The sequence below is a fragment of the Limnohabitans sp. Rim8 genome (genome assembly GCF_945869175.1).
In the GTDB taxonomy this organism is placed as follows: Bacteria; Pseudomonadota; Gammaproteobacteria; order Burkholderiales; family Burkholderiaceae_C; genus Limnohabitans_A.
This window is the reverse complement of sequence record NZ_CAMBNZ010000035.1, coordinates 1-25,647: the sequence shown is the minus strand read 5'-3', so window position 1 is coordinate 25,647 and position 25,647 is coordinate 1. Positions and strand designations below refer to the sequence as shown.

Genomic DNA, 25,647 nt, shown 5'->3' with positions numbered 1-25,647 from the left:
GATCAATCGATCTCCACTTTGAGGTAATGCGCGCCAGCATGTGGATTGTGATAATAAGGGGGGATTTCCACAAACCCCAAATCTTCATAGAGCGCCCGAGCCGACTCCATGTCATCCAACGTGTCCAATAAAACGCAGCTGTAGCCGGACGCACGAGCGGCATCCAATATGGCTTCGGTCAGCTGACGACCCAAGCCCAAGCCCCGGCAAACCGGTTTGACATACAAGCGCTTCATTTCTGCGGCATTGGGGTAGTCGCAGGCGTCCAGAGGGCGCAGAGCGCAGCAGCCCGCCAAAGCACCATCCACCCAGGCCAACAAAAGCGCACCCCGAGGGCTGGCGTATTCGCCGGGCAAATCAAGAAGCTCTTGCTCAAAGCCCTGAAAGCACAAATCTACGCGCAATGTGGCGGCGTACTCTTGAAAAATGGCGCGTGCATGGTCCATATCCGTCAAGCGATGGGCTTGGATGATTTGAATGTCAGGCAGATGAAAGGTCATCGGTAGAAATGCAGCACCAAAAAATAGATTCACCAGTGTAATGGCCCCTCAGGGGACTGAATTCAAAAGCGCCCAAACAGCCGATGAAGAGACGACCAGCAAAACCACAGCCCATAGACGGTCGACGGTGCGGTCCTGCGATTCGGTCACCGGAAGAGAGAATATTTTGTCGCCATGAAGCATGGCGGGCACCAAGGGTGCCTTCTTTTGAAGCCGGTACACCAGCAGCGCCGACAGGTGCAGGCCCACCAAAAAAATCACCAACCATTGGCCCCACTGCTTGTGCCAGCTGGTGGCCCAAGACACCCACTGGCCATTCACCAAGGTGGTCAGGGGCCCGGCATTGGCGATCTCATCGTCACTGATTAAGCCGGTGCTCACCTGAAAAATCAAGACCAACAACATGGCCACAATAGACCAAGAACCCAAAGGGTTGTGACCTGGAAAAGAATGGGCAAAAGTGCGCTTTTTCAAATAGGACCAAATTTGTCGTGGTCCCAAGGGCAACTGTGACCATCGTGACCAAAAACCACCGACAAGACCCCAAAACAGTCGAAAAAGCAAAAGCACCAAAACAACATAACCCAATCGGAAATGCCAGACCATGGCATTGCCACCCAATTTGCCGGTGATGATCAAGCCCACGACACACATGGCCAATGCCCAATGGAACAGTCGAGTGGGCAAATCCCAAATGCGAAGGGTGAACATAAACACTTTCAGCTTTGCGGCAATTAAAAAATTGTGCCAGACTCTAAAGGGATAAGTTTTTCACAGTGTTTCAAATGATTGGAGTCAAACATGAAACAAAACCTTGGCCTGATGGGAACTTTGGTGGCTTTGGCCTTGAGCATGCCTGCGCATGCGCAATTTGCCAAACCGGAAGATGCGGTGAAGTACCGCAAGGCAAGCTTTACCGTGATGGCGGCGCACTTTGGACGCTTGGGCGCCATGGCCAACGGCCGTGTCCCTTACGATGCCAAGGCGGCAGCCGAAAATGCAGAAATCGTTGCCAGCATTGCGAAGCTGCCATGGGCGGCCTTTGGCGAAGGCACCGACAAGGGTGATACCCGTGCCAAACCTGAAATTTGGAAAGAAGCGGCCAAATACAAAGAAGCGTCTGACAAGATGCAAGCTGAAATTGCCAAGCTCAACACAGCGGCCAAAGCAGGCAACGTGGATGCACTGAAGGCCGCATTCGGCCCTGCCGCAGCGTCGTGCAAAGCATGTCACGACAATTTCCGCAAAGAGTGAAAGACCGCTGCCATCGGCTTGGATGTCAACGCCGATGGCCAGTGAAGGCCTGAAAAATCAGGTCTCAGCCAAAAGCTTGTCGATCAACTGGTGCAGTTCGACAAAGTCGGGCGTCCCCACAAAGCGTTTCACGATCATGCCTCGCTTGTTGACCACAAACGTGGTCGGCGTGAGCTTGATGTCACCCCATTCACGTGCCACCGCGCCCGTATTGTCAATGGCCACCTTGAAGGGCAGTTGCCGCGATTGCGCAAAATTGACGACATAGCTGGGCGGGTCATAGCTCATGGCCACTGCAACTGTGTCAAAGCCACGGTCTTTGAATTGCTTGTATGTAGCCACCAGTTCGGGCATTTCGGACACGCAGGTGGTGCAGCTGGTGGCCCAGAAATTGACCAAAGCCACGCGTCCTTGCAACTGTTGGGAAGTCAGCGTGGTGCCGTCGAGCAAAACAAAGGAAGATGCCGGTGCTCGCTCACCCGAGCAACCCCAAAGGGCCAGGGACAAGCCGATGGCACCCATCCAAGTCCACAAACGGCGACCCCAAGGTTGCGGATTCAAACAGGATGTGTGGTGTGGGTGCATGGTGGAAAGTTTAAATCCCTTTGTCAAAGCGTTTCTGACTCAAATCACAGACACCAGGTGCGCCAAAAGGCCTTCAGGATCACTGACCATGGGGTCATGACCGGTCTGCATTTCCAAAATCTGCGAACCCGCCAACCAAGCACCACCCCAAAATTGGGGGTCTACCATGCGCAATCGGCTGACATCAATGGTGCCCAAGGGCGGTGCGGTGCAGTTGATGAAGGTTCTGGGAACGCTGGCCACGCGCAGAGGGTCGAAGTCGAGCACGTGCGTGTACGGGCCCACTGGGTGCGGGGTTTGACGCCGAGCCACCCATGCGTGGTCTGCATCGCTCAAACCAAAAACCGAGGGGTCAGGTGCTGGAAATGCATGCAAGGGGTTGGTTTGCGCCGCATTTATGCGGGCATTTCGGGTGGCGCTGGCGTGGATGCTGCTCCAGCTTTCGCCAGGTTTGGGCAGCACCGCATCCAAGTAAACCAAATGGCGCAAGCGCTGTGGCCTGCGATCGGCCACAGCCGTGCCCAGCATGCCCGCGTAAGAGTGCACCACCAGCACCACATCGTCCATTTCCTCAGCATCCATGGCCCCCATTACATCTTGGATGTGAGTTTCCAAGTCAATGCCAGGATGGCACAAATGGGCGCGTTCACCCACTCCGGTGAGGGTGACCGCGTGGGCGCGGTGCCCTGCCTGCATCAAGCCGGGCAACACACGTTGCCAGCACCAAGCGCCGTGCCAAGCCCCATGAACGAGCAGGAAGTTCGCCATCAAATCACGCCTTTGCCACGCAAGGAAACTTGTTGTTCTGCCGTCCAGCCCAGTACTTCGCCCAACACCTCAGCCGTGTGTTGGCCCAGCATGGGAGGCGGTAGATCTTGCCGTACGGGGGTCAAGCTCATCTTGATGGGGCTGGAGACCAGCTTCATCTCAGGTTGAATCGGATGTAACCAGGTGCTCACCATGCCGCGCTCTTGGACTTGTGGGTCGGAAAAGACTTCGCTCAACGTGTTGATGGCTCCGCAGGGCACCTTGGCCGCTTCCAGTGCATTCAGCCAAACGGCTTTGGTTCGGGTGGCCATGATGGCTTCCAGTCGGGGTACCAACTCGGCGCGGTTGCGAACACGGGACGCGTTGAGCGCATAGCGAGGGTCCTGGGCCAATTCGGGGCAACCGGCCACAGCACAAAACTTGGCAAACTGCCCGTCGTTGCCCACGGCCAAGATCAGGTGGTCGCGTGTGTTCGGTGCAGCACCTTCGGGGGGCATGACCTCAAACACTTGGTAAGGCACGATGTTTTGATGCGCGTTGCCTGCGCGTCCGGGCACTTGGCCGCTGACCAGGTAATTCGAGCCCAAATTGGCCAGCATGGCGACCTGGGTGTCGAGCAGGGCCATGTCCACCTGTTGGCCCATGCCGGTGCGATCGGCATGGCGCAGCGCCGCCAAAATCGCCACGGTGGCATACATGCCGGTGAACAAATCGGCGACGGCCACCCCCACTTTTTGGGGACCACCCCCCAAGTCGTCGCGCTCGCCCGTCACGCTCATCAAGCCGCCAATGCCTTGCACGGCATAGTCGTAACCTGCGCGCTCGCGGTAGGGGCCAGTTTGTCCAAAGCCCGTCACGCTGCAGTAAACCAATTTCGGGTTCAGGGCACTCAGGCTGGCGTAGTCCAAGCCATACCGTGCCATGTCGCCCACCTTGAAGTTCTCCACAAACACGTCACAGTGTTGCACCAATTCGCGGATCAGGGCTTGCCCCTCAGGCTGGGCGATGTCACAGGTCAAAGACCGCTTGTTGCGGTTGGCACCGAGGTAGTACGCGGCCTCTGCCGTGTCTCGCCCGTGTGCATCTTTCAAAAACGGTGGCCCCCATGTGCGGGTATCGTCACCCGTTCCGGGGCGCTCGATTTTGATGACATCTGCCCCTAAGTCGGCCAAAGTCTGTGTACACCAAGGGCCCGCCAATACACGGGAAAGGTCGAGAACGCGGATGCCGTCAAGTGAATTCATGGACACCATTGTCCCCAAAACCAGAGGCCGCCGCTGATCAGGATAATCACCCCATGCAAATCCATTTCTCGGCCCTTGTGGTCAGTTTGACAGTTTTACTGAATTTGACCGCTTGCAGTCCTGTCCAAAACTGGCGCGACGTCAGTCTGGAGGGCAGCGTTCTCAAAGTCCAATTGCCTTGTAAGCCAGACAGAACCACGCGCAGCGTGCCCTTAGGGGGCGTGCCTGTTGACCTGCAAGTGGTGGGCTGCGAGAGTGGCACCGCCATGGTGGCGGTGATGACGGCAAGCTTGCCAGCCGGAACCGATGCCAATGCCGTCCTGCTGGGGTGGCAAAAAGCCACCTTGGACAACGCCCGGGTCCAACAACCATTGGCCTCAGGCACGCAAGCATGGCAACGGCCGGGGCTGATGCCTTTGTCCGCTTCTGTCAGGGTTCAAGCGTCGGGTTTGCGCGCCAATGGCGAGCCTGTGCGCATGGACGCTGTTTGGGGTGCTTTGGCCGAGGGTGAGCGCGTGCGCGTGGTTCATGCCGTGGTGTATGACCCCAAAGTTCAGCCAGAGATAGCCAACACCTTGTTTGACGGGATCAAGCCATGAGCACGACTGAGCCTTCGCGTGCTGACCATTTGCCGCGCCGCATGGCGGTGGTGGTGTTCTTGGCCTTTGCGCTGGCCTACTTTTTTTCGGCCTTGGTGCGGGCCATCACCGCCACCCTGTCGCCCACACTGACCACCGAGTTCAACTTGAGTGCCCAAGATTTGGGGCTGTTGGCGGGCGGCTATTTTCTGGGTTTTTCGCTCACACAATTGCCCTTGGGTCGATGGCTGGACCAGCATGGCCCCAAAAAAGTCATCTTGGCTTTCTTGACTTTGGCGGTGCTGGGTTGCTTGGCCTTTTCATGGGCCGACAGTTTCCATGGCCTGTTGGCCGCGCGGGTACTGTGCGGCATGGGCGTGAGCGCTTGCCTGATGGCCCCGCTCACGGGCTACCGCCGATGGTTTGACGCCAGCACCCAGCTGCGCACCAATTCTTGGATGTTGATGACGGGTTCATTGGGCATGTTGGCCGCCACTTTGCCGGTGCAGTGGCTCATGCCCATTTGGGGTTGGCGCCCCATTTTCGTTGTGCTGGGCCTCATGATCGGCATCGCCATGCTGCTGATCGCCTTGTTGGTGCCGGTCTGGCAAAAAGCCGGAATCGGCGGCTCACAAAGACCAGCCGATGACGACGGCAGCTACCGTGAGATCTGGCGCAGCGCCTATTTTTGGCGCATGACGCCAATTGGCTTTTTCAGCTACGGCGGCATGGTGGCCATTCAAACCCTGTGGGCAGGGCCTTGGATGACGCAGGTGGCCGGTTGGGCAGCGTCCGAAGCCGCCTCAGGACTGTTCCTCATCAACTTGTCCATGCTGGTGACTTTCTGGTTGTGGGGGTTGGTCACGCCGAGGCTGGCACGCAAAGGCATTCCTGTGGAGCGCTTGATCGCCTGGGGCTTGCCTTTGAGTTTTGTCGTCATGGCCACACTCGTCTGGACGGGGCCTGCCATTGGTGAGAGCGCTGCCGTTGCTTTGGCCTTGCTCTGCACGACCAGCACCTTTGTGGCACTGGCGCAACCTGCGGTGGGCATGGCGTTTCCCTCACATTTGGCTGGGCGTGCGCTTTCGGCCTACAACTTGGTGGTGTTTGCCGGTATCTTTGTTGTGCAGTGGGGCATCGGGCTGTTGGTCGACGCCGCACGCGCCATGGGGTTGGCCAACGACCAAGCCTATCAGGTGGCCCTGGCCTGTTTTGGCATCAGCTCAATGGCTTCATGGGCCTTTTTCATGCTGAAAAAGCCATTGCAAGCCCGATAATCAGCACCACCATGATCGGTATCCTCATCATTGCCCATGCCCCTTTGGCCACTGCCTTGCGCGAATGTGCTTTGCACGTTTTCCCAGATTGTGCAGATGGCGTGCTGGCGCTCGACGTTTTGCCAGACGATGCACCTGAAGACAGCTTGAACCTGGCGCGCCAAGCCATGGTCGCGCTGGGCACGGATGAGGTATTGCTGCTCAGCGATGTATTTGGTGCCACGCCCTGCAACGTGGCCCAGCTGCTGGGCGATGGCAACAACACGCGCTTGGTGGCCGGCGCCAATTTGCCCATGCTGCTGCGCAGCATTTGCTACCGACACGAAAGCCTCCAGGCGCTGGCAGCACGGGCCCAGGCTGGTGGCACCCAAGGTGTGATGCCCGTGGGCAGCACAGCACCCCAAAATCAAACCGGACAGAGACATGCCCCAAGCCACCGTGACCATCAGCAATAAATTGGGTTTACACGCCCGGGCATCGGCCAAGCTGACAAAGCTGGCGGGTAGTTTCCCGTGTGAAGTTTGGCTCAGCAAGGGGGAGCGCCGCATCAACGCCAAAAGCATCATGGGCGTGATGATGCTGGCGGCAGGCTTGGGCAGCGAAGTGGTGCTGGACACTGCAGGCGAGCGCGACGAAGAGGCTTTGACGGCCTTGCTGGCCCTGATCAACGACAAATTTGGCGAAGGCGAATAAGCCATGACGTTCAGCATCCATGGCTTGGCGGTGGCGCGTGGCATCGCCATTGGCCGTGCGGTTCTCGTGGCCTCTAGCCGGGTCGATGTGGCGCATTATTTCGTCAACCCCGACCAAGTCAGCGCAGAAATTCACCGTTTGCGCGTGGCTCGAGATGCCGTGGTCGACGAGCTGCAGCGTTTGCAAAAAGACATGCCCAAGGACGCGCCACACGAACTGGCGGCTTTGCTGGACGTGCACTTGATGCTGCTGCAAGACGAAGAGCTCACGGCGGGCGTGGTGCAATGGATCAAAACGCGCTTTTACAACGCCGAATGGGCCTTGACCAGCCAATTGGAGATCATCGTTCGCCAATTTGACGAAATGGAAGACCCCTATCTGCGCGAGCGCAAAGCCGATATGGAACAGGTGGGCGAGCGGGTCTTGCATTGCCTCAAAGGCACCGGTTCTTTGGTCGCGCAGGCCAAGCGCCCCCAACGCCCACAACAAGAGCTTCAACTGGGTGATATTGACGTGCCACTGGTTCTGGTGGCCCATGATTTGTCACCCGCCGACATGCTGCAGTTCAAGCAAAGTGTTTTCACGGGCTTTGTGACCGATGTGGGCGGCAAGACCTCTCACACGGCCATCGTGGCCCGCAGCTTGGACATTCCTGCGGTTGTGGGTGCGCGCACTGCCAGTCAGTTGGTCAAGCAAGACGATTGGGTCATCATCGATGGTGACGCAGGCGTGGTCATCGTGGACCCCTCACCCATCATCTTGGCCGACTACGGTTTCAAGCAACGCCAGGGTGCTCTGGAGCGCGAACGCTTGGCACGCTTGCGCCACACGCCGTCCGTCACCCTCGATGGCCAAAAGATTGAGTTGCTGGCCAACATTGAAATGCCCGAAGACACGCATGCGGCGATCACAGCAGGCGCCTTGGGCGTAGGCTTGTTCCGCAGTGAATTTTTATTCATGGGCCGACAAGGCCATTTGCCGGATGAAGAGGCGCAGTACCAAGCCTACCGCCGCGCGGTGGACGGCATGAATGGTTTGCCTGTGACCATCCGAACCGTGGACGTGGGGGCCGATAAGCCGCTGGACGACACCCGACACGAGGCCTCGCACTTGAACCCGGCGCTGGGCTTGCGGGCCATCCGCTGGTGCTTGGCCGACCCGGCCATGTTTTTGACCCAATTGCGGGCCATTTTGCGAGCGGCAGCGCATGGCCAAGTCAATTTGCTGATCCCCATGCTGGCACATGGCAGCGAGATCCGCCAGACCTTGGCCCTCATTGAGCAGGCGCGCCAAGAATTGGACCGCCGTGGCGAAGCCCATGGCCCCGTGCGTTTGGGTGCGATGATCGAAATCCCGGCGGCAGCCTTGTCGCTGAGGCTGTTTCTCAAACACTTCGACTTTTTATCGATCGGCACCAACGACTTGATACAGTACACCTTGGCGATTGACCGGGCTGACGAAACGGTGGCGCATTTGTACGACCCCATGCACCCGGCTGTGTTGGGTTTGATCGCCGACACCATTGCCGAATGTCACCGACAAGGCAAAAGTGTTTCCGTCTGTGGCGAGATGGCGGGTGATGTGGCCATGACGCGGCTTCTGTTGGGCTTGGGCTTGCGCAGCTTTTCCATGCACCCTTCCCAAATTCTGTTGGTCAAGCAGCAGGTCTTGCGCTCGGATTGCACCAAGCTGAAGGTGTGGGCTGAACAGGTGTTGGACAGCGATGATCCGGCGAGTTGCATGATCCCTTCAAGCACGGACCCAAGGCTTGGGTCAAAGACTTGGTAACAAGCGTGCTTCAAGCCTGGTTGAGTTTGTCTTGCGTGCGCGTGTCAAAGTCACCCGCATCGTGCCGTTCGTGTAACTGAGATTCGGGAGCACCCATGACGCGGTTGACCATGCGCCCTCGCTGAACCGCGGGGCGTTGCGCCAGTTCCTCGGCCCAGCGCTGCACATGGGTGTACTCGTGAACCTGCAAAAACTCACCCGCTTCGTACATGAGGCCCTTGGCCAAAGCACCGTACCAAGGCCAAATGGCGATGTCGGCGATGGTGTAATCGTCACCCGCAATGAAGCGGTTCTGGGCCAAACGCTTGTCGAGTACGTCCATTTCGCGTTTGACTTCCATGGCGAAGCGGTCGATGGCGTATTCGATCTTGATGGGCGCGTAGGCATAAAAATGGCCAAAGCCACCGCCTAAATAGGGGGCGCTGCCCATTTGCCAAAACAACCAAGACAAGCATTCGGCGCGTTGGGCCGGATCGGTGGGGACCAAAGTGCCAAATTTCTCCGCCAAATACAGCAAAATCGCGCCCGACTCGAACACCCGCACAGGCTGCTCACCGCTGCAGTCCATCAACGCAGGAATTTTGGAATTGGGGTTCACGCTCACAAAGCCGCTGCTGAACTGCTGGCCTTCTTGGATGCGGATCAGCCAAGCGTCGTACTCGGCACCTGCATGTCCCAAAGCCAGCAACTCTTCGAGCATCACCGTGACCTTGACGCCGTTGGGTGTTCCCAATGAGTAAAGCTGAAGCGGGTGTTTGCCCCGCGGCAAGTCTTTTTCGTGTGTGGCACCCGAGATGGGTCGGTTGATGTTGGCAAAGCGCCCGCCGTTGGCCTTGTTCCAGGTCCACACGGAGGGAGGGGTGTAAGTGCTGGCGTCTGTCATGGTGCTTCAAATCCAAGTGGGTGTGTCGGTCATTGAGGGTTTCAGGCCTTGTCAGCCAAGCTCATTTGCGCTGAGTGCGCTTGCTGGTCCGCGTGGTAACTGCTGCGCACCATGGCGCCCACGGCTGCGTGCGAAAAGCCCATCTCGTAGGCTTTGGCCTCGAACATTTTGAAGGTGTCGGGGTGCACGTAGCGGCGCACGGGCAGGTGGCTGTTGCTGGGGGCCAGGTACTGGCCAATGGTCAGCATTTCGATGTGGTGCGCACGCATATCACGCATGACTTCGAGAATCTCGTCGTCTGTCTCGCCCAAGCCCACCATCAGGCCGCTCTTGGTGGGCACGTTGGGAAACAAGGCTTTGAATTTCTTCAACAGGTTCAGCGAGAACTGGTAGTCGGAGCCCGGGCGGGCTTCTTTGTAAAGGCGTGGCACGGTTTCCATGTTGTGGTTCATCACATCGGGCGGTGCGGCTTTGAGGATTTCCAGAGCGCGTTCGTCGCGGCCCCTGAAGTCGGGCACCAGCACCTCGATTTGGGTGGTGGGTGAGCGTTCACGGGTCTTGCGGATGCATTCCACAAAGTGCCCGGCACCGCCGTCACGCAGGTCGTCACGGTCCACGCTGGTGATGACCACATACTGCAGCTTGAGTTGCGCAATGGTTTTGGCCAGATTGTCCGGCTCGTTCAAATCCAGCGGGTCGGGGCGGCCGTGGCCCACGTCGCAAAAAGGGCAGCGTCGTGTGCATTTGTCGCCCATGATCATGAAGGTGGCGGTTCCCTTGCCAAAACATTCACCGATGTTGGGGCAACTGGCTTCCTCGCAGACCGTCACCAGTTTGTTGGCGCGAAGCACATCCTTGATCTCGTAAAAGCGGGTGGTGGGCGAGCCCGCCTTGACACGGATCCAATCCGGTTTTTTCAGCACTTCGCCTGCTTCGACTTTGACCGGAATGCGCGAGAGCTTGGCCGCCGCTTTCTGTTTGGCCATGGGGTCGTAGTTCTCGACGCTTTGCGCTTCGCGGACCACAGGACGTTCGGCGGGTGTGTTGCTCATCGGAATCTTTCAATCGCCGCGGGGCGGCATGCATGGGGCGTACGTGGGGTCAAGTCTTACAAGCGCGCGGCCAGTTGGTTCGCCAGCACATAGGCAGCATCGTCCCATGTGGTTTCTACCCCGATTGTAAAAAGATCTACGGTTTTCAGGCCTGTATACCCACAGGGATTGATGCGCTCAAAGGGTTGAAGGTCCATGGCCACGTTGAGAGCCGCACCGTGGTAAGTGCAATGGCGGCTGACCTTGATGCCCAAGGCGCTGATTTTGCCCAGGCCCTTGAACGGGTCGTTGGCCGGCGCCGGGCCGACCAAGGCCGCATGGCTGAAGGGGTCGTCCAGTCTCACATAAATGCCCGGCGCACCTGCCACACGGTGGCCTGTGACGCCGAAATGCGCCAGGGTGCGGATGACCGACTCTTCCAACTTGAAGACGTACTCTTTGACGAAATAACCTGCCCGTTTCAGATTGACCAATGGGTAGGCCATGACTTGGCCGGGGCCATGAAAAGTCACTTGCCCGCCCCGGTTGGTTTGAACCACCGGGATGTCGCCCGGCATCAACAGGTGCGAGGCTTGGCCCGCCAGCCCTTGGGTGAAGACTGGAGGGTGTTCGCACAGCCACAGTTCATTGGGTGTGTCGGCCAGGCGATGGGCTGTAAAAGCCTGCATGGCTTCATAGGTTAGCAAGTAGTCCACTTGCCCAAGAAACCGGATTTCCATGCTCAAAGCACGATTTTGACCATGGGGTGCGAGGTCAGGGCGCGGTAAAGGCTGTCCAATTGTTCACGGCTGGTGGCTGTGATGCTGAGTGTCACACCCAAATAATTGCCACCTTTGCTGGGGCGCAGCTCCACAGTGCGGGGGTCGAACCCTGGATCGAACTGGCGGGCAACCTGACACATGGCTTCAGCAAAACCATCAGCCATGGCCCCCATGACCTTGATCGGAAAGACAGAGGGGTACTCGATCAGGCTGTCTTTGCGCGGGTCAGTGCCGGTGGGAGGGGTGGTGGAAGCGCTCATAATTGTTCCATTGGGCCCGCAAGCTTAACGCCAGACGACGACTGACAGTACCGCCAGCCAGCCCAGCGCAAAATTGGTCAGCACCATCGGGTGGATTTGCCCCAAGGCTTTGCCTGCAGCAGGCCAGTCTTCAACAGTGACTGCGGCCTTTAGGCGGCGAAACGGCGCAAACCAGATGTGCGCAAAAATAACACACATCAACACCCCCAGCCCCGACATGGCGTGCCAGCCTCGGGGCGCAAGCTTCAAGTCGGTCACTGAGAGCATCCAAAACCCCGTGGTCAAAATCAAGGCGATGGAGATCCAAACCATAACAAAAAAGCGGGATAAGACGCTCGACATCAAGCCTACGCGCTCCGGAGGGGGCAAGCGCTGGATTGCCACAGGACGCAAGGCCAAAATCACCAGCGCCATGCCGCCCAGCCAGACGATGCCTGCGCCCAAGTGAAAAAATTTAATCCATTCGTACATAAAGTTGACTTCAAGGTGGAGTGTTAAGCGGACTTAAAAAAACACAAAAGATTCTTTGAGACATCAGAGAATGCACGTAAACCGTGCAACCTGCGTGGATCAGGGTCAAAAAAGTGGAGAGGCACGGGTTTTTACGTATAGAATCTGAGGCTTTACAACATCTGATGCACGTTCAATCTGTGTGCCATTTGAGATGACTGACATCGCCTCAACTTCGCAAGCAGACCCAGACGACATCAAAGCGAGCGCTGTCAATGCGGTCATTGAGCCTGAATTCAAGCCGATGACAGCCGATGAAGCGCAGGCTTGGCGGCTGAAAAACCCTGCATCAATGCCTTGGCGCATTATTGGTTTGCAAGCGGGTGTGGGTGTATTGATGGTGCTGCTGACATGGCTTGTGATGCGTGAACTGAGGCTGGTAGCTTCAGTGGCGTGGGGTGTGGTTGCCGTGGTGATACCTGCCCTGGTGTTTGTCAGGGCTTTGAGCCGACAAATGCGAGTGGGTCAGCCCAAAGCTGCACTGGCGGGTTTGTTCTTGTGGGAGTTGGTCAAAATTGTCTTGACCGTGGCGTTGCTTTTGGTTGCGCCTAAAGTGGTAAATGATTTGAGCTGGCTTGCCTTGGTAGCCAGCTTTGTGGTGACGATCAAGGTGTATTGGCTGGCCATGGCCTTAGGCTGGATACAACGACAATCGAAACCGACTTTTTTTTGAACAGATTGGTGATTTATGTCTGCTGAAAACGCTGGCGCGCATGCCCCAACGGCTGGAGAGTACATCCAGCATCACTTGCAACATCTGCAAATGAATTTCTCATTTGAAGGCGTGAAGCAAACAAGCATCGTTGATTTCAGTTTGTTCAACCTTGACTCGGTTGTTTTGTCGGTATTGTTGGGTGTTGTGGGCTGTTTTCTTTTATGGTCGGCTGCGCGCAAAGCCACATCGGGCGTTCCAGGCCGCTTCCAGGCGGCTGTTGAGTTGCTTTCCGAAATGGTTGAAAACCAAGCCAAAGGCGTGATCCACAATGCGAAAAGTCGCAAGTTGATTTCACCGCTGGCGCTGACGGTTTTTGTCTGGATTTTCCTGATGAATGCCATGGACATGTTGCCGGTGGACTTGCTGCCAGGCGCTTGGCATGCCGTTGGCCCGGCATTGGGATTCAAAGATTACATGCGCGTGGTTCCAACGGCTGATTTATCCACCACTTTGGGGTTGTCCTGTTCTGTGCTTTTGATTTGTTTGTTTTACAACATCAAAATCAAGGGAATGGGCGGCTGGGTGCACGAACTGGTTTCGGCGCCCTTTGGCAACCATTGGGCGCTGTACCCGATCAATTTCTTGATGCAGATGATTGAATACTTGGCCAAGACGGTCTCGCACGGCATGCGACTGTTTGGCAACATGTTTGCAGGTGAGTTGGTGTTCATGTTGATTGCCCTCATGGGTGGTGGCTGGGCATTGTCAACCACTGGCGTGGGACTGGCCATCGGCCATGTCATTGCCGGTACCGTGTGGACTCTGTTCCACATCTTGGTCATCACCTTGCAAGCTTTCATCTTTATGATGTTAACGTTGGTCTATACAGGCCAAGCGCACGACGCGCATTGATGACAATTTTTCCTTTGTTTTTTCTTTCTTTTTCCACTCACTTTAGGAGCTTCTCATGGAAAACATTCTCGGCCTGGTGGCATTGGCTTGTGGTTTGATCGTTGGTTTGGGTGCTTTGGGTGCCTCTATCGGCATTGGCATGATGGGTGGCAAATTCCTCGAGTCTGGTGCACGTCAACCTGAATTGATGAACGAGTTGCAAACCAAAATGTTTTTGTTGGCTGGTTTGATCGATGCTGCGTTCTTGATCGGTGTGGCCATTGCTTTGCTGTTCGCCTTCGCCAACCCCTTCGTTTTGAAGTAATCCACGTACCTCTTCCAACAGAAGAAGGATTGAACCGTGAACATTAACGCTACTCTGTTCATTCAGATGATCGTTTTTGCGATTCTGGTGTGGTTCACGATGAAATTCGTGTGGCCCCCGATCACAAAAGCGCTCGACGAACGGGCACAGAAAATCGCTGACGGCCTCGCTGCCGCCGACAAAGCCAAAGCCGAGCTCAGCAATGCCAATGCGCGTGTTGAGGCCGAATTGGCCCAGTCGCGCAACGAGACGGCTTCGCGCTTGGCAGATGCTGAGCGCCGTGCAAACGGCATCGTTGACGACGCCAAAGCACGTGCCACCGAAGAAGGCAACAAGATCATCGCCGCTGCAAAAGCCGAAGCTGAGCAGGAAGCTGTCAAAGCGCGTGAAGTCCTGCGTGAGCAGGTCGCAGCTTTGGCCGTGAAAGGTGCCGAGCAGATTCTCCGCAAGGAAGTCAATGCCGGTGTCCACGCTGATCTGTTGAGCCGCCTCAAGACCGAGCTGTAAAAAGCTCCAGCCAGAGAAGACCATGGCAGAACTTGCTACCATTGCCCGCCCTTATGCCGAAGCGCTGTTCAAGGCCCAGGCATCCGACCTTGCTGGCACGGCCGCTTGGCTGGATGAATTGGCCGCTGTTGCGCAAAATACGCTGTTGCAGCAGTTCGTCGACAGCCCCAAAGTGTCCGATGAGCAGGCGTTCGAGTTGATCTCTGGCGTGCTGCGAACAGCACTGCCCGAGGCTGGCAAAAACTTCCTGCATCTGCTGATCGAAAACCGCCGTCTCAGTGCACTGTCTGTGGTTGCACAGCAGTACCGGGCACTGATGAATGCGCAAAGTGGCACTGCTGATGCAGTTGTTTACAGCGCATTTCCCATCGACGCTTCGGCTTTGGCCGACTTGTCGTCCACGCTCGAAAAACGCTTTGCGCGCAAGCTCAATGTGAGCATCGAGCTCGATGCCGACTTGATCGGTGGTATCCGTGTGGTGGTGGGTGATGAGGTGCTTGACACCTCTGTCAAAGCCCGACTGGAACAAATGAAATCGGCCCTCACCGCTTGATGCGGATGGAGACCGGACATATTTAAAGAAAGAAGGAAAGAGTCATGCAACTCAATCCCGCAGAAATTTCTGAACTGATCAAGAGCCGCATCGAAGGGCTGTCCGTCAACGCCGATATCCGTAACCAAGGCACTGTGGTGTCTGTGACCGACGGTATCGTTCGTGTTCACGGTTTGTCTGATGTGATGCAGGGCGAAATGCTCGAATTCCCATCAACCGCCGATGGCGCTGCCACATTTGGTCTGGCCCTGAACCTCGAGCGTGACTCGGTCGGCGCCGTGATCTTGGGTGAATATGAGCACATCTCCGAAGGAGACACGGTCAAGTGCACCGGCCGCATTTTGGAAGTGCCCGTGGGCCCCGAATTGATTGGCCGCGTGGTGAATGCTCTGGGCCAGCCCATTGATGGCAAGGGTCCCATCAATGCCAAGATGACCGACGTGATCGAAAAAGTCGCCCCAGGCGTGATCGCACGTAAATCGGTGGACGAGCCGAGGCAGACGGGCTTGAAGTCGATCGACTCCATGGTTCCCGTGGGCCGTGGCCAGCGCGAACTGATCATTGGTGACCGTCAAACCGGCAAGACTGCCGTCGCGATCGACGCCATCATCAACCAAAAAGGTCAGAACATGACCTGCGTTTATGTCGCGATTGGCCAAAAAGCCTCGTCGATCAAAAACGTGGTGCGCGCTCTGGAACAAGCTGGCGCGATGGCGTACACCATCGTTGTGGCTGCTTCCGCCTCTGAATCTGCTGCGATGCAGTACGTGTCGGCCTACTCCGGTTGCACGATGGGCGAATACTTCCGTGACCGTGGCGAAGACTCATTGATTGTCTACGACGATCTGTCCAAGCAAGCGGTGGCTTACCGCCAAGTGTCATTGTTGTTGCGCCGCCCACCAGGCCGCGAAGCTTACCCAGGCGATGTGTTCTATTTGCACAGCCGTTTGCTGGAGCGTGCAGCCCGCGTGAACGCCGACTACGTCGAAGCTTTCACAAAAGGTGCTGTGACGGGTAAAACAGGTTCACTGACAGCATTGCCCATCATCGAAACACAAGCCGGTGACGTGTCTGCATTCGTGCCCACCAACGTGATTTCGATCACCGACGGTCAGATTTTCCTGGAAACCAGTTTGTTCAATGCCGGCATCCGTCCTGCGATCAACGCCGGTATCTCGGTGTCGCGCGTCGGTAGCTCCGCTCAGACCAAGGTCATTAAAGGTCAATCCGGTGGTATCCGTACCGACTTGGCGCAGTACCGTGAATTGGCTGCTTTTGCGCAGTTCGCTTCTGATCTGGACGAGTCCACCCGCAAGCAGTTGGACCGCGGTGCCCGCGTGACTGAATTGCTCAAGCAAGCCCAATACAGCCCCTTGTCGATCAGCTTGATGGGAGCCAGTTTGTTTGCTGTGAACAAAGGCTTCATGGACGACATTGACGTCAAGAAAGTCCTGTCTTTCGAGCACGGTTTGCACGCTTACTTGAAAGACAAGTGCGCTGCATTGCTGGCCAAGATCGAAAGCGCCAAAGCTTTGGACAAAGAAGCGGAAGCTGAATTGACCACCGCAGTGGCTGCGTTCAAGAAAAGCTTTGCTTAATTTCTACCTGATCAAAAGGAGCCTCTGATGGCATCGGGCAAGGAACTACGCACCAAGATCAAATCGGTGGAAAACACCAAGAAGATCACCAAGGCCATGGAGATGATTTCCGTTTCCAAAATGCGCAAGGCGCAGGAGCGTATGCGCACGGCCCGGCCTTACAGTGAGAAAATTCGCAGCATCGCGACCCATCTCGGGCAGGCCAACCCTGAGTACGTGCATGCCTTCATGAAACAAAACGATGGCAAGTCGATCGGTTTCATTGTGGTGACCACGGACAAAGGTTTGTGCGGTGGCTTGAACACCAACTTGCTTCGCGCTGTGACCGGAAAACTGCGTGAAACGCAGGCCGAAGGCAAGACACCTCTGGCAGTAGCCATTGGTGGCAAAGGTTTGGGCTTCCTGAACCGCGTCAACGCCAAAGTGGTGGCCAACGTGACGCATTTGGGCGATAAACCACATCTGGAAAAGTTGATCGGTCCCGTCAAAGTGCTGCTCGATGCTTACGCTGCAGGTGAGGTAAGTGCTGTGTACCTGTGCTACAACAAGTTTGTCAGCACCATGGCACAAGTGCCCACCATCGACCAGTTGTTGCCCTTGTCTTCTTCCAAGATGGAAGCAGAGACCAAAGCAGCCAGTGGCGTGACCCACGGATGGGACTACATCTATGAGCCCGACGCCCAGTCGGTCATTGACGATTTGTTGATCCGTTATGCAGAAGCCCTGGCTTACCAAGCTGTGGCAGAAAACATGGCTTCAGAACACGCCGCACGTATGGTGGCCATGAAGGCCGCAACAGACAATGCGGGCAATGTGATTGGCGAGCTCAAACTCGTTTACAACAAAACCCGTCAAGCCGCCATCACCAAAGAACTGTCGGAAATCGTCTCTGGCGCAGCCGCGATCAGCGGTTGATTCCCAGTTCAGCAAATTCAAATTATTTGGAGCGAAAAATGCAAGCCCAAGGAAAAATTGTTCAGTGTATTGGCGCGGTGGTGGACGTGGAGTTTCCACGCAACCAGATGCCCAAAGTTTATGACGCACTCAAAATGGAAGGCTCCGCGCTGACCCTGGAAGTGCAGCAGCAACTCGGCGACGGCATCGTGCGCACCATTGCGCTCGGTTCTTCCGACGGCCTGCGTCGTGGCCTGATGGTGTTCAACACCGGCAAGGCCATCACCGTACCCGTGGGCAAAGCCACTCTGGGTCGCATCATGGATGTGTTGGGTGCGCCCATTGATGAGCGTGGTCCTGTTAGCCAGGAACTCACCGCTTCCATCCACCGCAAAGCCCCTGCTTACGATGAACTGAGCCCTTCACAAGAATTGCTGGAAACCGGCATCAAGGTGATTGACTTGGTGTGCCCCTTTGCCAAAGGCGGTAAGGTCGGCTTGTTCGGTGGTGCCGGTGTGGGCAAGACCGTGAACATGATGGAACTCATCAACAACATCGCCAAGGCGCACAGCGGTTTGTCCGTGTTCGCGGGGGTGGGTGAGCGTACCCGTGAAGGCAACGACTTCTACCACGAGATGGCCGATTCCGGCGTGGTGAACCTTGAGAACCTGCCTGAGTCCAAAGTGGCCATGGTTTACGGTCAGATGAACGAGCCACCAGGCAACCGTCTGCGTGTGGCCTTGACCGGCTTGACCATTGCTGAATCTTTCCGTGACGAAGGCAAAGATGTGTTGTTCTTTGTGGACAACATCTACCGCTACACCTTGGCCGGTACAGAAGTGTCCGCTTTGTTGGGCCGCATGCCATCTGCTGTGGGTTATCAGCCAACCCTCGCAGAAGAAATGGGCCGTTTGCAAGAACGCATCACGTCGACCAAAGTCGGCTCGATCACTTCCATCCAGGCCGTTTACGTGCCAGCCGATGACTTGACCGACCCATCGCCTGCGACCACTTTCGCTCACTTAGATTCAACCGTTGTGTTGTCCCGTGACATTGCCTCACTCGGCATTTACCCTGCTGTGGATCCTTTGGACTCCACTAGCCGTCAGTTGGACCCCTTGGTGGTCGGTCAGGACCACTACGAAACAGCCCGCGCTGTGCAAGGCACATTGCAGCGTTACCGCGAACTGCGCGACATCATCGCCATCATGGGCATGGACGACTTGGCACCTGAAGACAAGTTGGCTGTGGCCCGTGCCCGCAAGATCCAGCGTTTCTTGTCGCAACCTTTCCATGTGGCTGAAGTGTTTACCGGTTCTCCCGGCAAATACGTCACCTTGGCTGAGACCATCCGTGGCTTCAAGATGATTGTGGCCGGCGAGTGCGATCACCTGCCAGAGCAAGCGTTCGACATGGTCGGCACGATCGACGAAGCTTTCGAAAAGGCCAAAAAGGCAGCTTAAGCAGCGCTTTGGGGCAGCCGGTTGAACCCGCTTTCCCTTGGCCAGCTTGAACGCACCTTTTTAAGGAGTAAACATGAACACCATCCACGTTGATGTGGTCAGTGCCGAAGAGTCCATCTACTCAGGTGAAGCCCGCTTTGTGGCCTTGCCGGGTGAGTCTGGCGAGTTGGGCATTTACCCGCGCCATACGCCTTTGATCACCCGGATCAAGGCCGGTTCGGTTCGCATCGAGAAGGCCGATGGCGGCGAGGAATTTGTATTCGTCGCAGGTGGTATTTTGGAAGTACAGCCTGACTGTGTGACTGTGTTGTCTGACACGGCGATTCGAGGCAAAGACCTCGATGAAGAAAAAGCCAATGCGGCCAAGGCTTTGGCAGAAGAGGCTTTGAAAAACGCCAAAAGCGAAATCGACATGGCCCGTGCGACGTCCGAGTTGGCTGTTTTGGCTGCTCAGTTGTCTGCACTTCGCAAGTTCCGCAAGAAGTAAGGCGCAGCTCAAATGGGGTGCTTGCACAACAAGCACCATCAAAACCCGGCGCAGCGATGTCACCGGGTTTTTTTGTTGCCCAACTCAAATGAGGGACGTGTAGACTTGAAGGCATCATGAAACGCGCCAAACTCCAAGCAGCCATTGTGGGGGGAACCCCTGATGATGTTGAACACAACTTCTACGAAGCGCTGCACAACGCCGACATAGAGCAGCTCATGGGCTGTTGGGCGGAAGAAGACGACATTGTTTGTATTCACCCCGGCGGCCCCAGGTTGGTCGGACAAGGCGCCATCCGTGCAACATTTGAAACGATGTTTTCAAACGGCAGTGTCCAGGCGTACCCCGAAAGAATCCACAAGATTGAGTCATTGGCCAGTGCGGTTCACCATCTGGTGGAACGCGTTGAAGTCATCACGCCGCAAGGGCGACAGCAAGCGTTTGTGATTGCCACCAATGTCTATCACAAGACCCCACAAGGCTGGCGCATGGTGGCCCACCATACCAGCCCTGGGACGACGCATGATTCGGTTGATGTGGGAGTGAAACCTCAAGTCCTTCATTAACCTCTATGCAATACACACCACCGGCTTGGTTGCCGGGAGGACATGCGCAAACCATTTGGCCTGCATTGTTTGCGCGTCGACAGTTAGGCTCTGTGTTGCCTCAGGTCCGAGAGCGCTGGATTGCCCCCGATGGCGATTTCATCGATGTGGACCGTCAAGTTGCCAGCAACCCTAAACGGCCTTTGATGGTGCTCTTTCATGGTTTGGAAGGCTCATCCCAAAGCCATTACGCACAGTCCTTTGCCGATTGGGCGACTGATAACGATGTGCATTTTGCTTTGCCCCATTTCAGAGGCTGCAGTGGTGAGCTGAACCAAGGTCCAAGGGCCTACCATTCGGGCGATCACCAAGAAATCCATTGGGTGTTGGCCAAGTTGCGACTGCAGCATCAGAAAGAAGGCGGCCAAACGTTGGTCGCTGCAGGCATATCACTCGGTGGCAATGCCTTGATGCGATGGGCAGCAGAACATGGGGAATTGGCTTTGAGAAGTGCAGACGCCATTGCTTCCATTTGTGCCCCTTTGGATTTAACGCAAAGTGGTTTAGCGATGGGACAAGGCTTGAACCGTCACATCTACACCCGGATGTTTTTGCGCAGCATGAAGCCCAAAGCCATGGCCAAGCTGGCCCAGCACCCGGGTTTGTTTGATCCCCTGAAACTCATGGCCGCAAAGGATCTGTACGCATTTGACAATGTGTTTACAGCGCCCTTGCATGGGTTCAAAAACACAGATGATTATTGGACAAAAGCTTCTGCTAAACCATTGATGAAAAACATCCAATTGCCCGCTTTGGCGATGAACGCTCGGAATGACCCCTTTGTGCCCAGTCACAGTTTGCCGCAAAAACAGGATGTCTCTCAGTCGGTCACATTGTGGCAACCCGAACACGGCGGCCATGTGGGGTTTGCGCAAGGCGCATGGCCGGGGCATATCCGAGGACTGCCCGATGCTGTAGGCGGGTGGTTGATGGCTGCCGCCGGCAAGCCACTGCACGAAGGGCGTATGAACGATGGATGATATCGTCAAACAAGCCATGGCCAAATGGCCCAACGTGCCGGACTGTTACGGATGGTTGGGCCTGGACAGCCGGGGTCAATGGCACATGCGGGATGACCCAGTGCAGCGCTTGGGCGCATTCCAAAGCGGTGTGCCAGGCGCCAAAGGCTCGGTATTGAAGCACGAGAAGTTGATCGAGTTCATTCATCGCAATTACGCGGCGGATGACAAGGGCCAGTGGTTCTTCCAGAACGGCCCTCAAAGGGTTTACGTAGAACTTGAACTGACCCCCTATGTCTGGCGTTTGAATGAAAACTTCATGCCAGTGGCCCAGACAGGAGAAATCACCCAAGCGCTGGCATGCCTACTAGATGAAAACGGTCGTGTGTACCTCAAAACCCCTTTGGGTCTGGGCTTGGTCCATACGATGGATGTTGGCCAAGTGGCTGAAGCCTTGGAGCAAGGCCGTTGGAGCCTGGAAAGTTGTGACTCAAAGAACTTGCAAATTCAACATGGCTTTGTGATCAGCCCGCAAGCGATCGCCAACTCAATCAAGGCGTAAAAAAACCGACCCACAGGTCGGTTTTGAATAAGCCAGTGAAAAATCACTTTTTCTCTGAGCTTGCAGCAGCAGGTGCTTCAGGTTCAGCAAACTTGGCACCGGCGTTGTTGGTCATGTACACAACGGCACGTGCGATTTCGATGTCGTTGAAGTCACCACCCGCTTGTGCGCCCATGGCACCTTTGCCTTTGAGTGCAGAGGTGACCAGGGTCTCCAAGCCTTGCTTGATGCGAGGGCCCCAAGCGGCCAGATCCGCCAATTTGGGAGCGCCTGCAGCACCCGCAGCGTGGCAGGCCAAGCATTGGGCTTTATAAACCTCTTCGCCAGCCTTGAGTGGGCGGTTGGCATCACGAACTTCAATAGAGCCCACTTTTTGTATCCGTTGGGCCAGTGACTTCTCGCTGTCACTGGATCCTGGCGCAGTTTTGTTGGCCGATGTGACATAAAACACCAAGCCGATGATGATGAACACAGGAATGATGAAAGAAGCCAAGCTGAGCAAAAGCATTTGCTTGGGCGTTTTCACTGGGCCGGTATGTGCTTCGTGGTGATCGTGACTTTTGTCGCTCATGAAATCCTCTGGTAGGGCTTGGCCTGAAGGCCTGCGGGTGATCCGGAATCAACGCGAGATTATAGCGGCCAGCCCTTCACTGAGCTTGCAAGCTGCGGTCAAAATGACAAGCCATGTGATAATGCACAAGCACACCACAATGCGGCTGTAGCTCAGTGGATAGAGTATTGGCCTCCGAAGCCAAGGGTCGTGGGTTCGATCCCCGCCAGCCGCACCAAACGCAATGTTCCTTCGCATGCCTGCTGAGCGCACTGTTACGTGTGATGGACATTGATTACTTGGAACATCCATCTTGTAGACCAGTGATTTGATCCAGACTGGGGTTGGATTGGGTCGACCCCATCTCGACCAGTTTTGGATGTCCTCTGTAGGGCAATCAACAATCTATGCTCTCAAGTCAACAGACAAAAACCAAGATCTAAAGATGACTTGAGTTTCCCACTCTCTTCAGGGTCAACCACCTCGTTGCCCATTCCCTGATTCCCATGGACCCTCACCGCACCTCGCTTGATCTAGGTGGTGCCAGTGAACTATTTCAGTCCAGATGAACTCCAGACGTTGCTCCTGATCATTCGGGATCAATACGGGTCATCCTTGACCCGTCAACAGTTCACAGAAACCACATTTGATCTATTTGAGGACATCTCTGGCTTGGAGGGAGTACAACCTGATCAAGCCATGTAAATCATCAACTCTCTGTGGAGCGTCTACTGTGAATACAAATCCTGAAACTCAAATGATCCCGTCCCCTATCAATCCATCTTTGAATAAGGATGCCATCAAGATGGGTCAACAGGTCCTACTGGAACAAGGATCTAAAGCTGCGGCTGCACTGGAAATCTTCAAGATACTAAAGAGCGAATCAAGAGAAGTAGTCCTTGTAGCGTTCATTGAAGGAGCCAACATCACACCCAAGGGCAGTCCAACGTACTTCTACAACGTCACGAGGAAACTGAGGAATCAAAAAGTGGTGCTTTGAACCAGATCGATCAGTTGAGAGAACGGGTCGGGTTTATTTAAAGAATACAGAAAAATCAGGTTCGTTATCCCACTAGTCACATCTGAAAAGAGTGGGTGGAAACACCCACTCCAACCGTCAATCAAATTGACGGTTGAGATTTGGAATCCTCAATTTAAACCACAGGTAAGTACTCAATACCAGTTTGTGCAAGACCAACTAGGTTGATGTTCGTTGTATTGAAACTTGTATCTGCTGCAAGAAGGACCAGATCACCCACCTTCATACCATCGGTCAACATCTTGATGTAGGGTGCCTTGATTGCAGGGGTGGCATCAGTTCCTATTACATTTTTCCAAAGAGTAGAAACTACTGCATCATTTGTGGTTGCTCCAACTGCAGTCAGAGCCAATGCACCAAGGTCTGAGTAAGTCATTCCTTTATCCAAATAACTCAATCCAAGACCGACAAAAGTTGGATTTTGAACCTGAGACTTGCCTAAAACCGCGCCAATTATTTTTGCTGTTGTCCCTGCATTTTCACTCAGATCGATGGCTATAGTTTTATCTGAGAACTTTAAGCGTTCAACATTAGTTAGTGTGTCTATTCCGTCTGTAGTTGGATCACCTGTAATTAAAACTGAATTGGATCCAACAGAAAATTTGTAACTCTTAGAGGCGCTTGTGAAAATTGCAGTGTCAATCCCAGTGCCACCGTTAATATCATCGTTACCACCGCCCCCAGTGATTTGATCGTTACCTGCTCCGCCGTCTAATGTTTCTAAGGCTGTGTAACCAATGATGATGTCAGCTTCAGGACTACCAATAACCTTTTCAAGAACTGTATCTGGATAGATTGTAACTATTGCAGAACCATCGCCTTCCGAAATTAATGATCCATTGCTGACACTATTAAATGTGTAGTCATTTGCAACACCACCAATGGGTCCAATTCCCCAACCAGATAAATCTACTTTAACCCCACCCTTCCAATCAGATACGTCAACAGTATCTGTTCCGCCGTTGTCAACAATCATGAAAGGTGCATAGCCGTATAGATCCCACTGACCTGTTTGGATTTTGTTTAATGAATTTTGTTTGCTTGACGTTGAAAGACTTGAGTCATAGTGAAGTTTAAAAGTCGTAGCTTCAGTCGATTCACGCTTACCATAGAGAGAAATGAGTGCTCGGATGTCTAGAGCTGAGTAACTAGCAAGATAGGATTCATCAATACGTATTTTTGCATAGGACATTATTGAAAGTGTGGATCTATCCAAATAATCAGGCAAGCTTGGGGCATCGTCGCCACCACCTGCACCTGCAGCAACTTCTCCTCTGGGTGAGGTGTGATCTAGCCCTAGTGAATGTCCAAGTTCATGAATAACAGTTGACACTGCATACTGACCTAGTAAATCAGAGTTGTTCTTTGAGCTAATTTCTACAATGCCTGAAGTTGAATAACCAGGGTACGTGGCATAACCACCCGCAGTCATATTGTGAGATTCAAACTTAAATGTTGCACTTTGAGTATTTGTGATTTCAGTGAACGATAAAGGAAGTATTATTGATAAATAATCGAAAGTTTCCCGAGCTAAATTTTGAAGATAGCTGCCAAGAACCTGAAATTTATATGTTTCGCCTGAAGGTATATAAAAAGGATCGCTATTGATCGAATATTGTGCAAATGAGTATGTGAAATTTGTGCCACTCCATTTTTTTGTTCCATCAGTTATTAAAGCCTTGTATTGCTCCTCAAGAATGATCTTTTTGTCAGGTATTGAAAGAGTATTGAAATCTACAGAAACTTTACCGAAAGCTGATACATCACTCACAACACCTGCAAAAGAAAGATTTTCTATATTGGTTAGTACGTCTTTTTCATTGGTTACTTTGTCGGTAATTACAACAGCTGGGCCATCAATTTGAATCGCATAGTTTGAGACTGCCTTAGAGTAAATTGCGGTGTCAGTTCCGTTTCCTCCAACAAGAGAGTCATTACCTGCTCCACCATCTAGCGTGTCATCTCCACCACCACCAGATAAGGTGTCTGTTCCATCGCCTCCATTAAGAGTGTCGTTTCCGGCTCCTGCGTAAGCTTGGTCATCTCCATCTTCACCGTAGAACGTGTCATCACCATCAGGAGTAGTCACGCCTGTGTACTCACCCCAGAAAGTGTCGTTGCCTTTTCCACCAGATACAGTGTCATTACCGGAGCTTCCGATAACTGAATCATCTCCAGCGCCACCTAGTATTGAATCATTTCCATCTTCGCCTTTAAGGTAGTCATTTCCGTCACCACCATCTATCGTATCGTTACCTTCGTCGCCTTTTAAACCATCATTACCTGCTCCACCATATAACGTGTCGTTTCCGGCTCCTGCGTAAGCTTGGTCATCTCCATCTTCACCGTAGAACGTGTCATCACCATCAGGAGTAGTCACGCCTGTGTACTCACCCCAGAAAGTGT

General features: G+C 54.6%; 29 protein-coding genes, 1 tRNA gene and 1 pseudogene. 19 read left to right on the top strand and 12 right to left on the bottom strand.

The features are described from left to right. Positions 1 to 2: 2 nt before the first annotated feature. Positions 3 to 500: a GNAT family N-acetyltransferase gene (locus Q0O19_RS07240; RefSeq protein WP_295521351.1), complete on the bottom strand. Its 498-nt coding sequence runs from the start codon at positions 498 to 500 to the stop codon at positions 3 to 5. A gap of 48 nt (positions 501 to 548) precedes the next feature. Continuing rightward, positions 549 to 1,211, bottom strand: coding sequence for a cytochrome b/b6 domain-containing protein (locus tag Q0O19_RS07235; RefSeq protein ID WP_295521349.1), 663 nt, complete (start codon positions 1,209 to 1,211; stop codon positions 549 to 551). A gap of 90 nt (positions 1,212 to 1,301) precedes the next feature. Here Q0O19_RS07235 and Q0O19_RS07230 point away from each other — a divergent pair, with 90 nt between their 5' ends. Beyond that, positions 1,302 to 1,754, top strand: a complete 453-nt coding sequence (locus Q0O19_RS07230; RefSeq protein ID WP_295521347.1) for a cytochrome c — start codon at positions 1,302 to 1,304, stop codon at positions 1,752 to 1,754. A 57-nt stretch (positions 1,755 to 1,811) separates the two neighbouring features. Here Q0O19_RS07230 and Q0O19_RS07225 read toward each other — a convergent pair whose 3' ends face one another. The 3 genes from Q0O19_RS07225 to Q0O19_RS07215 form a co-directional block, all read right to left on the bottom strand. Further along, the gene (locus Q0O19_RS07225; RefSeq protein WP_295521355.1) at positions 1,812 to 2,276 is read right to left on the bottom strand and encodes a TlpA disulfide reductase family protein; all 465 of its coding nucleotides are present in this window, start codon (positions 2,274 to 2,276) and stop codon (positions 1,812 to 1,814) included. A 102-nt stretch (positions 2,277 to 2,378) separates the two neighbouring features. Beyond that, the gene (locus tag Q0O19_RS07220) at positions 2,379 to 3,107 is read right to left on the bottom strand and encodes an alpha/beta fold hydrolase (protein ID WP_295521345.1); all 729 of its coding nucleotides are present in this window, start codon (positions 3,105 to 3,107) and stop codon (positions 2,379 to 2,381) included. After that, entirely contained in the window at positions 3,107 to 4,351 is a 1,245-nt protein-coding gene (locus Q0O19_RS07215; RefSeq protein ID WP_295521343.1) for a CaiB/BaiF CoA-transferase family protein, read from the bottom strand. Before Q0O19_RS07215 ends, Q0O19_RS07220 begins: the two co-directional genes overlap by 1 nt. A 53-nt stretch (positions 4,352 to 4,404) precedes the next feature. On the opposite strand from Q0O19_RS07215, the gene Q0O19_RS07210 reads away from it, so the two are divergent. The 5 genes from Q0O19_RS07210 to ptsP are packed head-to-tail and all read left to right on the top strand — an operon-like array spanning position 4,405 to position 8,687. Beyond that, complete coding sequence (locus Q0O19_RS07210) at positions 4,405 to 4,950, top strand: hypothetical protein (protein WP_295521341.1); 546 nt, start codon at positions 4,405 to 4,407, stop codon at positions 4,948 to 4,950. Then, positions 4,947 to 6,206: an MFS transporter gene (locus tag Q0O19_RS07205; protein ID WP_295521340.1), complete on the top strand. Its 1,260-nt coding sequence runs from the start codon at positions 4,947 to 4,949 to the stop codon at positions 6,204 to 6,206. Before Q0O19_RS07210 ends, Q0O19_RS07205 begins: the two co-directional genes overlap by 4 nt. Positions 6,207 to 6,217: 11 nt before the next feature. Further along, the gene (locus Q0O19_RS07200) at positions 6,218 to 6,661 is read left to right on the top strand and encodes a PTS fructose transporter subunit IIA (protein ID WP_295521338.1); all 444 of its coding nucleotides are present in this window, start codon (positions 6,218 to 6,220) and stop codon (positions 6,659 to 6,661) included. Next, positions 6,630 to 6,899, top strand: coding sequence for an HPr family phosphocarrier protein (locus tag Q0O19_RS07195; RefSeq protein WP_295521336.1), 270 nt, complete (start codon positions 6,630 to 6,632; stop codon positions 6,897 to 6,899). The genes Q0O19_RS07200 and Q0O19_RS07195 overlap by 32 nt, the downstream gene beginning before the upstream one ends. 3 nt (positions 6,900 to 6,902) lie before the next feature. Next, positions 6,903 to 8,687, top strand: a complete 1,785-nt coding sequence (gene ptsP, locus Q0O19_RS07190) for a phosphoenolpyruvate--protein phosphotransferase (protein WP_295521335.1) — start codon at positions 6,903 to 6,905, stop codon at positions 8,685 to 8,687. Positions 8,688 to 8,697: 10 nt separating this feature from the next. Here the strand turns inward: ptsP and yghU are convergent, their stop codons facing one another. Genes yghU through Q0O19_RS07165 form a run of 5 tightly spaced genes read right to left on the bottom strand, consistent with a single transcriptional unit; the run spans position 8,698 to position 12,114 of the window. Further along, complete coding sequence (yghU, locus tag Q0O19_RS07185) at positions 8,698 to 9,570, bottom strand: glutathione-dependent disulfide-bond oxidoreductase (RefSeq protein WP_295521333.1); 873 nt, start codon at positions 9,568 to 9,570, stop codon at positions 8,698 to 8,700. 41 nt (positions 9,571 to 9,611) lie between these two features. Next, entirely contained in the window at positions 9,612 to 10,622 is a 1,011-nt protein-coding gene (gene lipA, locus Q0O19_RS07180) for a lipoyl synthase (RefSeq protein ID WP_295521331.1), read from the bottom strand. A gap of 56 nt (positions 10,623 to 10,678) precedes the next feature. Further along, positions 10,679 to 11,341, bottom strand: a complete 663-nt coding sequence (gene lipB, locus Q0O19_RS07175) for a lipoyl(octanoyl) transferase LipB (RefSeq protein WP_295521329.1) — start codon at positions 11,339 to 11,341, stop codon at positions 10,679 to 10,681. Between the two features lie 2 nt (positions 11,342 to 11,343). Next, entirely contained in the window at positions 11,344 to 11,643 is a 300-nt protein-coding gene (locus Q0O19_RS07170) for a DUF493 family protein (RefSeq protein ID WP_295521327.1), read from the bottom strand. Between the two features lie 24 nt (positions 11,644 to 11,667). After that, positions 11,668 to 12,114: a DUF4149 domain-containing protein gene (locus Q0O19_RS07165; RefSeq protein ID WP_295521325.1), complete on the bottom strand. Its 447-nt coding sequence runs from the start codon at positions 12,112 to 12,114 to the stop codon at positions 11,668 to 11,670. 193 nt (positions 12,115 to 12,307) lie between these two features. Between Q0O19_RS07165 and Q0O19_RS07160 the strand changes: the two genes are divergently transcribed. From Q0O19_RS07160 to Q0O19_RS07105, 12 genes are all read left to right on the top strand, one after another. Continuing rightward, positions 12,308 to 12,826 carry an ATP synthase subunit I gene (locus tag Q0O19_RS07160; RefSeq protein WP_366939043.1) on the top strand — a complete coding sequence of 173 codons (519 nt, stop codon included), beginning with the start codon at positions 12,308 to 12,310 and terminating at the stop codon, positions 12,824 to 12,826. Positions 12,827 to 12,841: 15 nt separating this feature from the next. After that, a complete protein-coding gene (atpB, locus tag Q0O19_RS07155) occupies positions 12,842 to 13,720 on the top strand; it encodes a F0F1 ATP synthase subunit A (protein WP_295521323.1) in 879 nt (292 codons plus the stop codon). A gap of 55 nt (positions 13,721 to 13,775) precedes the next feature. Beyond that, complete coding sequence (atpE, locus tag Q0O19_RS07150) at positions 13,776 to 14,024, top strand: F0F1 ATP synthase subunit C (RefSeq protein ID WP_019426878.1); 249 nt, start codon at positions 13,776 to 13,778, stop codon at positions 14,022 to 14,024. Between the two features lie 36 nt (positions 14,025 to 14,060). Then, positions 14,061 to 14,531 carry a F0F1 ATP synthase subunit B gene (locus tag Q0O19_RS07145; protein ID WP_295521322.1) on the top strand — a complete coding sequence of 157 codons (471 nt, stop codon included), beginning with the start codon at positions 14,061 to 14,063 and terminating at the stop codon, positions 14,529 to 14,531. Between the two features lie 22 nt (positions 14,532 to 14,553). Further along, entirely contained in the window at positions 14,554 to 15,084 is a 531-nt protein-coding gene (locus tag Q0O19_RS07140) for a F0F1 ATP synthase subunit delta (protein ID WP_295521321.1), read from the top strand. A gap of 44 nt (positions 15,085 to 15,128) precedes the next feature. Then, positions 15,129 to 16,682, top strand: a complete 1,554-nt coding sequence (atpA, locus tag Q0O19_RS07135) for a F0F1 ATP synthase subunit alpha (RefSeq protein ID WP_295521319.1) — start codon at positions 15,129 to 15,131, stop codon at positions 16,680 to 16,682. 27 nt (positions 16,683 to 16,709) lie between these two features. Further along, positions 16,710 to 17,597 (top strand): F0F1 ATP synthase subunit gamma, encoded by an 888-nt coding sequence (atpG, locus tag Q0O19_RS07130; RefSeq protein ID WP_295521317.1) that lies wholly within the window; start codon positions 16,710 to 16,712, stop codon positions 17,595 to 17,597. 38 nt (positions 17,598 to 17,635) lie between these two features. Then, positions 17,636 to 19,039, top strand: a complete 1,404-nt coding sequence (atpD, locus tag Q0O19_RS07125) for a F0F1 ATP synthase subunit beta (protein WP_295521315.1) — start codon at positions 17,636 to 17,638, stop codon at positions 19,037 to 19,039. Positions 19,040 to 19,112: 73 nt separating this feature from the next. Then, a complete protein-coding gene (locus tag Q0O19_RS07120) occupies positions 19,113 to 19,526 on the top strand; it encodes a F0F1 ATP synthase subunit epsilon (protein ID WP_295521314.1) in 414 nt (137 codons plus the stop codon). Between the two features lie 116 nt (positions 19,527 to 19,642). After that, positions 19,643 to 20,092, top strand: coding sequence for a nuclear transport factor 2 family protein (locus Q0O19_RS07115; RefSeq protein WP_295521312.1), 450 nt, complete (start codon positions 19,643 to 19,645; stop codon positions 20,090 to 20,092). A 5-nt stretch (positions 20,093 to 20,097) separates the two neighbouring features. Further along, positions 20,098 to 21,111, top strand: coding sequence for an alpha/beta fold hydrolase (locus tag Q0O19_RS07110; RefSeq protein WP_295521311.1), 1,014 nt, complete (start codon positions 20,098 to 20,100; stop codon positions 21,109 to 21,111). After that, a complete protein-coding gene (locus tag Q0O19_RS07105) occupies positions 21,104 to 21,652 on the top strand; it encodes a DUF2946 family protein (RefSeq protein ID WP_295521310.1) in 549 nt (182 codons plus the stop codon). The genes Q0O19_RS07110 and Q0O19_RS07105 overlap by 8 nt, the downstream gene beginning before the upstream one ends. A 43-nt stretch (positions 21,653 to 21,695) precedes the next feature. Here the strand turns inward: Q0O19_RS07105 and Q0O19_RS07100 are convergent, their stop codons facing one another. Next, positions 21,696 to 22,223 carry a c-type cytochrome gene (locus Q0O19_RS07100; protein WP_295521309.1) on the bottom strand — a complete coding sequence of 176 codons (528 nt, stop codon included), beginning with the start codon at positions 22,221 to 22,223 and terminating at the stop codon, positions 21,696 to 21,698. Positions 22,224 to 22,364: 141 nt separating this feature from the next. On the opposite strand from Q0O19_RS07100, the gene Q0O19_RS07095 reads away from it, so the two are divergent. Continuing rightward, positions 22,365 to 22,440 (top strand) — tRNA-Arg (locus Q0O19_RS07095). Between the two features lie 916 nt (positions 22,441 to 23,356). On the opposite strand, the pseudogene Q0O19_RS07090 reads toward Q0O19_RS07095, so the two are convergent. Next, positions 23,357 to 25,647 (bottom strand): annotated as a pseudogene (locus tag Q0O19_RS07090) (hypothetical protein); the annotation flags it as partial.